The following is a 9,008-nucleotide window of genomic DNA, read 5'->3' as shown; positions in this document are numbered from 1 at the left end:
AATCGGCGGCGTGATCGTGGTCGCCGCCGGCATTTTCATCATCTGGCGCGAGCGGCAGCTCGGCTTGGAGCGCACGCGCACCAGGACGGCCGCGTCGCCGCAGGGATAGTTCCGTTGCGTGAATCTCATGCGCCGAGTTCCGTCACACTCCTCTCTGTCCGGCAGGACGGAGGGGGTGCTGTCCCTCGGCCTTTCTAGTTTCGACCTATTGAGAACTCCGCTCCTTCGCCAGCCGCACCAGCACCGCCCGGGTCTGCTCATCCGCAGGGAAGAAGGATTCGATCGCCAGCTCCGACAGCGTGACGTCGAGCGGCGTGCCGAAGACGGTGATCGTGCTGATGAAGGACAGCACCTGATCGCCATGCGCGATCCGTAGCGGATGGACGATGCCGCTCGGCTCGACCGGTGCGGGCCGGCTGCTCCTCAGGCCCGACGGATAGGTGCGCAATTCGCGCTCCAGCTCGATCAGCACCGGGTCGCCGGTGGCGTCGTTCTGGTGCTTCAGCCGATCCAGCAGATGTGCGCGCCACTCCGCCAGATTGACGATGCGCGGCGCCACGCCGCCCGGGTGCAGGCTGAGCCTCAGCACATTGACCGGCGGCGTAAGCAGGGACGGCTCGGAAATATCGGCAAGGAACGGGGCAATCGCGCCATTGGCGCAAACGAGGTTCCAGTGCCGGTCCACCGCCAGTGCCGGAAAAGGCTCGTGGCCCTTGAGCACGGTCTCGACGGCGGCAAGCGCCGGCGCCAGCGTCGCATCGGTGAGCGGCTTTTCGCTGAAGCTCGGCGCGAAGCCGGCGGCAAGCAACAGTTGATTGCGCTGGCGCAGCGGGATCGACAGCTGCTCGGCCAGGTGCAGAACCATGTCGCGCGAAGGCTGGGCCCGGCCGCTTTCGACGAAGGAGAGATGCCGCTGCGAGATATCGGCCTCCATGGCGAGGTCGAGCTGGCTCATGCGCCGCCGCGTGCGCCATTCGCGGATGAGGCTGCCGGCGGAAGATTCGGATGTGGTCATGGGAGAGGAGTAGGGCGGCGAGGGGCGCAGTTCAATTACCTTTGAGGTTATAGCTCCGCCTTCTCCCCTTATGGGAGAAGGTGCATCGGCGCGCAGCGCCGAGACGGATGAGGGGTGTTCCAGCGGAGTGAGACGCTGGCATTTTCTGGAGCACCCCTCATCCGCCCTTGGGCACCTTCTCCCACAAGGAGAGAAGGAAAAAGTGCTCACGCCAGCCCCTTCAACTTTGCCTTCACCTCGAGAAAATCCCGCCAGGCCAGCTTCTTATGCGCCGGCGTTCTCAAGAGATAGGCCGGGTGCAGCGTCGGCATCGCCGGGATGGCAACCCCGGAAGCGGTCGTGTGCACGCGCCAGTTGCCGCGCAGGCGCAGGATGCCCTCGCTCGTGTTGAGCAGCGTCTTGGCCGATGGGCCGCCGAGATTGACCAGCACCTTGGGATTGACCAGCTCGATCTGCCTTTCGATGAAGGGCCGGCAGATTTCGGTCTCGTGCGGCGTCGGCGTGCGGTTGCCTGGAGGCCGCCACGGAATGACGTTGGCGATATAGGCCGAACCACGGTCGAGGCCGATCGCCGCGAGCATGCGGTCGAGCAGCCGGCCGGAGCGGCCGACAAAGGGCAGGCCTTCAAGGTCCTCGTCGCGACCCGGCGCCTCGCCGACCAGCATCAGCTCGGCTTTCGGATTGCCGTCGGCGAAGACGAGGTTCTTGGCCGTGAATTTGAGATTGCAGCCGTCGAAGCCGGCCATGTGCTGGCGCAGTTCCTCGAGCGTCGAGGCGCTTGCGGCCAGTCGCCGGGCAAGCAGCGCCTGCGCCTCGTCGGGGACGGTGGCGGCCGGCATGCGCGCCGGAGCATCGGGAATATTGCGCGCGTCGAGGCCGGATGATGGCGTTGCCGGCACGGGCGCCTGGGGCCGCTCCGGGACCTGCCCGGATGCCGGGCGGCTCTCGGGTCTTGCGTCGCGAGGCGGCGCGGCTGGCGTCCGCTCGGCAGGCCTGCGTTCGGCCGACTTCGCCGCCGCTTCGGCAAACCGGTTGACCGGCGCGTCTTCAAGCGCCTCGTCGACGCCGGCGCTGGCATAGAAGGCGAGCAGTTCGGCGATCTCGGCTGGCGTGCTGGGGGAGGCGGCAGTCATGGCGCCACCATTGTCCGCGCGGCGCCGATTTGCAACCGGGATCAGGTCATCCCGTCGGTATGCGCGGGTCCTGTACGATATAAAACGTCCAGCGCGGCGTGTAGTCGGTGACCAGGAAATCGAAGGTCGCCGTCTTCAGCGGGTCGACCTTGCCGTTCTTGAACAGCAGCTGGTCATAGGGTTCGAACCGGCGGTCGAAATCGGTGAAGTTGCTCGACCAGATGTTGTCGGGCGTCTTGTTGCGCTGATCGAAGGACAGGCCGTCGCCGAACACGCTCGGCTGGTCGAGGATTTCCTGCAGCTCGAACTGGAACTCCACCCAGGGCAGCGCGCTGTTGTTGAGCACGTCGATGCGCATATACATCACGCCGTTGGCGACCTCGCCTGCCCTGCCGAAGGGCTCGATCGGCTTGGTCGCGCGGATCGTCAGCGTTACCGGCGTTGCCGTGTTGAGCTCCTCCTTGATGATCAGCGGGTCTTCCTTGGTACCGATGCCCGAAGCGCCGGTGATGCGGAAGCCGCCCAGCTCGTCGGAGAAGGAATAGGCGCCGGTCGCCCAGACCTTCACTGGATCGGCCCAGACGGGCGTGGTCAAAAAGGCCGGCAGGGTCAAAAAGAGGAGCGGAAGAACCGCACGCCAGGCCATGCCTGGCGTGAAGAGTAAGCGCTTCGAGGGAAAGCCGGCTGGCTCTGGACTGCGCATGGTGCAAAGTATTGCCGATAACCAAGCCGTCGAACAATTAAAAACATGCGGATGCGGCCTGGCCTTCCATCCAATTGGCGCTGGCCTATGCTTGGCCATGGCCTGCGCGGCGGCCGTTTCGTGGCGAAAACCGCGACTTTTTGTCGAAATCGCTGTTGTCACGTCAGCGCCGGTTTCGCGTCGCGAATTGATGCGCTATGCAGCGCATGAGCCAGCACAATGCGAGAACATGGCGAGCCAGTGAGGGGCCGATGAGCGAAATCGAACGCGAGAGCATGGAATTCGACGTGGTGATCGTCGGCGCTGGTCCCGCCGGCCTTTCCGCCGCGATCCGTCTGAAGCAGCTCAACCCGGACCTTTCCGTCGTCGTCCTGGAGAAGGGCGGCGAGGTTGGCGCCCACATCCTCTCCGGCGCCGTCGTCGACCCGATCGGCATCGACCGGCTGCTGCCCGGCTGGCGCGAGGAGGAGGGCCATCCGTTCAAGACGCCGGTGACGGAGGACCATTTCCTGGTGCTCGGCCCCGCCGGCTCCTTCCGCCTGCCGAACTTCCTGATGCCGCCGCTGATGAACAACCACGGCAATTACATCGTCTCGCTGGGCAATGTCTGCCGCTGGCTCGCAACCAAGGCCGAGGCGCTGGGCGTCGAGATCTATCCGGGTTTTGCCGCGGCAAGCCTCGTCTACAACGAGGCCGGCGCCGTCACCGGCGTCATCACCGGCGACATGGGCGTCGAGAAGGACGGCACGCATGGCCCGGCCTATGCGCCCGGCATGGCGCTGATGGGCAAATATGTGCTGATCGGCGAAGGCGCGCGGGGCTCCTTGGCCAAGCAGCTCATCGCCAAATACGAACTTTCGGAAGGCCGCGAGCCCGGCAAATATGGCATCGGCCTCAAGGAGCTCTGGCAGGTCAAGCCCGAGAACCACAAGCCTGGTCTCGTGCAGCATTCCTTCGGCTGGCCGCTCGACATGAAGACCGGCGGCGGCTCCTTCCTCTACCATCTCGAGGACAACCAGGTGGCGGTCGGCTTCGTCGTCCACCTGAACTACAAGAACCCCTATCTGTCGCCCTTCGAGGAATTCCAGCGCTTCAAGACCCATCCGGCGATCGCCGGCACCTTCGAGGGGGCCAAGCGCATCGGCTACGGCGCACGCGCCATCACCGAGGGCGGCTGGCAGTCGGTGCCGAAGCTTTCCTTCCCCGGCGGCGTGCTGATGGGTTGCGCGGCAGGCTTCGTTAACGTGCCGCGCATCAAGGGCTCGCACAATGCGGTGCTCTCCGGCATGCTGGCGGCCGAGCATGTGGCCGGGGCGATTGCCGGCGGCCGCGCCAATGACGAGCTCGCTTCCTACGAGGAAGCCTGGCGCGGCACCGACATCGGCAAGGACCTGAAGAAGGTGCGCAACGTCAAGCCGCTGTGGTCGCGCTTCGGCACCATTATCGGCGTCGGCATCGGCGGTCTCGACATGTGGCTGAACACGCTGTTCGGCTTCTCGCCTTTCGGTACGCTGAAGCATGGCAAGGCCGACTATGCGACGCTCGAGCCCGCCGCCCAGCACCAGAAGATCGCCTATCCGAAACCGGATGGCGTGCTGACCTTCGACCGGCTGTCCTCGGTGTTCCTGTCGAACACCAACCATGAGGAAAATGAGCCGGTGCACCTGATCGTCGGCGACATGGCGCTGCAGCAGCGTTCCGAGCACGACGTCTTCGCCGGTCCCTCGACCCGCTACTGCCCGGCCGGTGTTTATGAGTGGGTGGACAAGGACGGCAACGCCGCAGCTGACCCGTCGGCCAAGGATGTGCGCTTCGTCATCAACGCGCAGAACTGCGTGCACTGCAAGACCTGCGACATCAAGGATCCGAACCGGAACATCAACTGGGTGCCGCCACAAGGCGGCGAAGGCCCGGTTTACCAGGGCATGTGATCCGCTCCGACCGGGCCGTCTCGACCGCCGCTCCAACAGGCCGGCGAAGGTCGGGTAGCCGCGCCTTATCGGCAGAGACCGTTGAAGCCGGGCGCCGAGTATGGTCTGCTTCGCGTCAAACGAGGAGGCGGACATGCGGCGCATCAGCCTGGCGATTTTAGCTGCTGCCGGCATGCTTTTTTGCGGGACGGCCTCGGCTGGCACCAAGCTGACCGTACATGTGCGCAGCTATGACGTCGCCGGCAGGACCGGGGCTGAACTGATCGAGGCGATGGATGGCCTCGGGCCGCGGCATGGTCATGCCACGCGCGCCATTGCCGAGACCGGCTATACCGTGCATTGGAACCTCAACGTGAAACGGGACAATGGCATCTGCCGGCTGCGTCAGGCCACCGGCACGATCGACCTGACCTACACCTTTCCGCGCCGCACGTCTCCGTCCGGTCCGGTCCTGCGCAAGCGCTGGGAGCGCTTCATGGCCGGCGTGCGCCAGCATGAACATACCCATGGCCGCATCGCAAAGCAGATGATGCGGGCAACCGAGACGGCGCTCGCCGGGCTCGAGCGGCAGGACAACTGGTTCTGCACCGGTCTTCGCTGGGACGCCAGGCGTCGCATCGACACGATCTATACCGACTACGAGGCCAGGCAGAATGCCTTCGACGCGCGCGAGCACCGCGACGGCGGCCATGTCGAAAAACTGGTCAATGCGTTGATCAAGAAATAAGCCCAGAAGCGACTTCTAAACTATCTACTTGGCCGGACGCGCAACTGCAGACGTCCAGTATATTGGGCTTCTCGGCCTTCAGGTCCGGTCGGCACCCGAAGCATCCTCCAAGGTCGCAATGTAGTGTATTCGGCTGCCGCTCGCGTAGACGGTGAAGCTTTTGTTGCCCCGTCTGTCATTCTTCACTGTAAGCGAGGTCGTGTAGCGCGGTGCGTTTCGTGGCAATGTCGCGGCAGCTGGCAGGTGACTTAAAACTAGCCGCGAGAGAAGCACAGCTAGCTGGCCTTCGGGCAGCGACTTTTCTGGGATGGAGTCTTCCCATTCGTCGGGCGCTCCATGGCGTACAATCTTCCAAACCCGCGCCATATCACCGGCCAATGATTTTGCGGCAAGGATACACAAGTTCGGCTCGTGATGCGACAGGCGGTTGATGCTGGCTATCACCCGGTCAAATCTCGAACTGAGACACTGCACAGGCCGACCGACTTGGAACCTGTCGAGGTAGTCTAGCCACGTGTCCCGGTTGACGAGGTATTCGCCGCCAGCGCCGACTTGTGGTCGTCGTCAGGCGCGTTGCCGTCGGACCGCAGCGTGAATTCGACCAGCACCGGCAGATGGTCGGAGCCGGTGTCCTCCATTCGGGCCGACGAAAGGATCGTCACCCCGCCCTTGCTGAACACCTGGTCGATCGGCAGGCCCGCATAGCGGCGCAGGAAGTCGGGCAGCGTGCGGTGGATCCAAGTCGGACCGATCGAAGGCATTAGCGTCATGCCGCTGAGCCGCGCCACCCGCCGCGCCGCCACACTCCACGGCACGGCATTGCAGTCGCCGGCCATGATGGCGGTTTCTCCGAGCGCGGCCAGCGATTGCGCCAATTCGCCAATCTGCCAGTATTGCTCCTGCGGCCACGGCCAGCTGAGATGGATCGCGGCGACATCGACCGGAATGCCGCCGAAATCGATCGTGGCGGTGGCCATCGCGCCGCGCGGCTCGCAACCTGGCGCGGTGCCGGCGGCGAAGGGACGGCGCGAGAGCAGCGCGACGCCGAATATGCCGTTGGGATAGTCGCACAGGATGCGATAGGGGTAGGCGCCGGCAATATAGCCGAGCTCCTTCGCCCACATGCCGGACACTTCGTCGAGCGTGATGACGTCCGGATTGGTCCTGCCGATCAGCGACAGCACTTTCTTCGGCGTCGGGTTGTTGAAGCGCAGGTTCATCTGCAACAGGCTGTAGGTGATCCGGTCGGCCGGCTTTGCGACCGCCTGCTGCGCCGACAATCTGGGAAGCGCGCCCGTCGTCGTGACGAAGCAGGCGATGGCGAAGACCAGCGCGGCGACCGCCTGTAGCCGGTAGGGGCCGGCAAGCAGCAACAGCGCGAGGAGGGCCGTCAGCACGCTCAGATGCATGCGGAAATGCGAGAAGGAATCGAAGGCCGGATGCAGAGCGCCGAAGAACCCGGCCAAGAGCGCAGCCGAGCATGCCATCATCGCCAGGACTATCAGCTGAGCCATCATGCTCAAGCGCGCGCCGCCCGTTGTCATTCTCTCCGAAGCCCCAGTCTTCCGTTCGGACCGGTTATCGGCCAAATTGCGGCCCAAGCAAGACGACCGATTGCCTCGCCGACCACTGGCAGGCGTGTGGCTCTATTGGAACGCCGTTTCGGAAAAGCTTCTGAGCTTGCGCGAATGCAGCCGCTCCATCGGCATTTCGGCCAGCTTCTCCATCGCCTTGATGCCGATGGTGAGATGCTGCGCCACCTGCCGCTTGTAGAACTCGGTCGCCATGCCGGGCAGCTTCAGTTCGCCATGCAGCGGCTTGTCGGAGACGCACAGCAGCGTCCCATAAGGCACGCGGAAGCGGAAGCCGTTGGCGGCGATGGTGGCCGATTCCATATCGAGCGCGATGGCCCGGGACTGCGACAGGCGCTGCACCGGTCCGCGCTGGTCGCGCAGCTCCCAGTTGCGGTTGTCGATGGTGGCGACGGTGCCGGTGCGCATGATGCGCTTGAGATCGTAGCCCGACAGTCCCGTCACTTCGGCGACCGCCTCCTGCAGCGCCACCTGGATTTCGGCCAGCGGCGGGATCGGCACCCAGACCGGCAGGTCGTCATCGAGCACATGGTCCTCGCGCACATAGGCATGCGCCAGCACATAGTCGCCCAGCGCCTGCGTGTTGCGCAGCCCGGCGCAGTGGCCAAGCATCACCCAAGCATGCGGCCTCAGCACCGCTATATGGTCGGTGATGGTCTTGGCGTTGGACGGGCCGACGCCGATATTGACCATGGTGATGCCGCCATGGCCCGGCTTCTTCAGGTGGTAGGCCGGCATCTGGGGCAGGCGGTGCGGCGGCGCGCCCTCGCTCGGCGACCCGGCTCCCGCCTTGGTTACGACATTGCCCGGTTCGACGAATTCACTGTAGCCGCCTCCACCACTCTCCATCAGTTCGCGGGCGCGCGCAACGAATTCGTCGATGTAGAACTGGTAATTGGTGAACAGCACGAAGTTCTGGAAATGCTGCGGGCTGGTCGCCGTGTAATGCGTCATGCGGTGGAGCGAATAATCGATGCGCTGCGCAGTGAACGGCGCCAGCGGCCGCGGCTCGCCGAACGCCACCTCGAAGGTGCCGTTGGCTATCTGGTCGTCGGTGCCGTCGAGATCGGGCACGTCGAACAGGTCGCGGATCGGCCGCTTGATGCGCTCGGCGGCGGCGCCGTCGACATAGGTGCCTTCCAGGAAGGCGAAATGCAGCGGGATGGGTGTCGTCGATTCCGAGACCGTCACCGTCACGCCGTGATTGCGCATGATGAGCCGAAGCTGCTCGATGAGATAGTTCTCGAACAGTTGCGGCTGCGTGATCGTGGTGGCGAAATGGCCGGGCGTCGGCATATGGCCATAGGCCTGGCGCGAGTCGACCTGGCTGAATGAGGTCGTGGTGACGCCGATCTGCGGATAGAAGGCCCGGTAGCGCTTGCTTTCATCTCCGCCCGCGGCAAGGGCTGAGAAAGAATCGCGCAGGAATTTGGTGTTGCGGTCGTAGAGCGCCTGCAGCGCCGCGACGGCCTTTCTGGCGTCGTGGAAGTCCTGCTTGCCGAAGGGCTCCGGCATGACGACCGAGTCGATGGCTTGGGGGTAGATTCGCTTTTCCATGGCTCAATATAGAGACTCAGGAGAGCGCTTGGGAGGGGTGAGCGGACAGGAACCGCAACCCAGCTGGAGATTTTTTGTTATCGCTCCGATTCAAGGTGTGACGAGATTCAGGTCAGGCCGAGTCGAGAAAGGTGGATTCCGAGAACCGGCCTACGCCGGCCGTAGCCTTCATAGGACGGAGACATTTATGAGGGCTTCGGCCGGCGAAGGCCGGAGCGGAGCGTACTTTTCGTACGTGAGCACCGGAAGCGCAGGAAGCCGCGTTTCGCAGGCCGGCCTCACCTGAATATCGTTACATCTACCCGCGCTGCAGGCTGATCAGCAGCACAAAGCCTACGCTGGTGTTCTTG

8 protein-coding genes and 1 pseudogene are annotated in these 9,008 nt (G+C 64.3%); 3 read left to right on the top strand and 6 right to left on the bottom strand.

Annotated features, from left to right (window positions below):
* Nucleotides 1-109, top strand: a pseudogene (locus FJ980_RS35530) (EamA/RhaT family transporter); the annotation flags it as partial.
* A 96-nt stretch (nucleotides 110-205) separates the two neighbouring features.
* Here the strand turns inward: FJ980_RS35530 and FJ980_RS27900 are convergent.
* The 3 genes from FJ980_RS27900 to FJ980_RS27890 all read right to left on the bottom strand — a co-directional run bounded on the left by FJ980_RS27900 (nucleotide 206) and on the right by FJ980_RS27890 (nucleotide 2,851).
* Entirely contained in the window at nucleotides 206-1,015 is an 810-nt protein-coding gene (locus FJ980_RS27900) for a helix-turn-helix transcriptional regulator (protein WP_140546878.1), read from the bottom strand.
* A gap of 206 nt (nucleotides 1,016-1,221) precedes the next feature.
* Complete coding sequence (locus FJ980_RS27895; RefSeq protein ID WP_140546877.1) at nucleotides 1,222-2,148, bottom strand: uracil-DNA glycosylase; 927 nt, start codon at nucleotides 2,146-2,148, stop codon at nucleotides 1,222-1,224.
* A 46-nt stretch (nucleotides 2,149-2,194) separates the two neighbouring features.
* Complete coding sequence (locus FJ980_RS27890) at nucleotides 2,195-2,851, bottom strand: hypothetical protein (RefSeq protein ID WP_140546876.1); 657 nt, start codon at nucleotides 2,849-2,851, stop codon at nucleotides 2,195-2,197.
* Between the two features lie 251 nt (nucleotides 2,852-3,102).
* On the opposite strand from FJ980_RS27890, the gene FJ980_RS27885 reads away from it, so the two are divergent.
* Both FJ980_RS27885 and FJ980_RS27880 read left to right on the top strand, forming a co-directional pair.
* A complete protein-coding gene (locus FJ980_RS27885) occupies nucleotides 3,103-4,782 on the top strand; it encodes an electron transfer flavoprotein-ubiquinone oxidoreductase (RefSeq protein WP_140546875.1) in 1,680 nt (559 codons plus the stop codon).
* Nucleotides 4,783-4,915: 133 nt separating this feature from the next.
* Nucleotides 4,916-5,509: a DUF922 domain-containing protein gene (locus FJ980_RS27880; RefSeq protein ID WP_140546874.1), complete on the top strand. Its 594-nt coding sequence runs from the start codon at nucleotides 4,916-4,918 to the stop codon at nucleotides 5,507-5,509.
* A 78-nt stretch (nucleotides 5,510-5,587) separates the two neighbouring features.
* Here the strand turns inward: FJ980_RS27880 and FJ980_RS27875 are convergent, their stop codons facing one another.
* The 3 genes from FJ980_RS27875 to FJ980_RS27865 all read right to left on the bottom strand — a co-directional run bounded on the left by FJ980_RS27875 (nucleotide 5,588) and on the right by FJ980_RS27865 (nucleotide 8,616).
* Nucleotides 5,588-5,953 (bottom strand): hypothetical protein, encoded by a 366-nt coding sequence (locus FJ980_RS27875; protein WP_140546873.1) that lies wholly within the window; start codon nucleotides 5,951-5,953, stop codon nucleotides 5,588-5,590.
* 62 nt (nucleotides 5,954-6,015) lie between these two features.
* Nucleotides 6,016-7,026 (bottom strand): endonuclease/exonuclease/phosphatase family protein, encoded by a 1,011-nt coding sequence (locus FJ980_RS27870; RefSeq protein ID WP_140546879.1) that lies wholly within the window; start codon nucleotides 7,024-7,026, stop codon nucleotides 6,016-6,018.
* Nucleotides 7,027-7,155: 129 nt separating this feature from the next.
* The gene (locus FJ980_RS27865) at nucleotides 7,156-8,616 is read right to left on the bottom strand and encodes an AMP nucleosidase (protein ID WP_246676578.1); all 1,461 of its coding nucleotides are present in this window, start codon (nucleotides 8,614-8,616) and stop codon (nucleotides 7,156-7,158) included.
* Between the last annotated feature and the right edge of the window lie 392 nt (nucleotides 8,617-9,008).

Origin of the sequence: Mesorhizobium sp. B1-1-5, from assembly GCF_006443065.1 — a bacterium.
Classification (GTDB): domain Bacteria; phylum Pseudomonadota; class Alphaproteobacteria; order Rhizobiales; family Rhizobiaceae; genus Mesorhizobium.
This window is presented reverse-complemented; position numbering and strand designations above follow the sequence as displayed.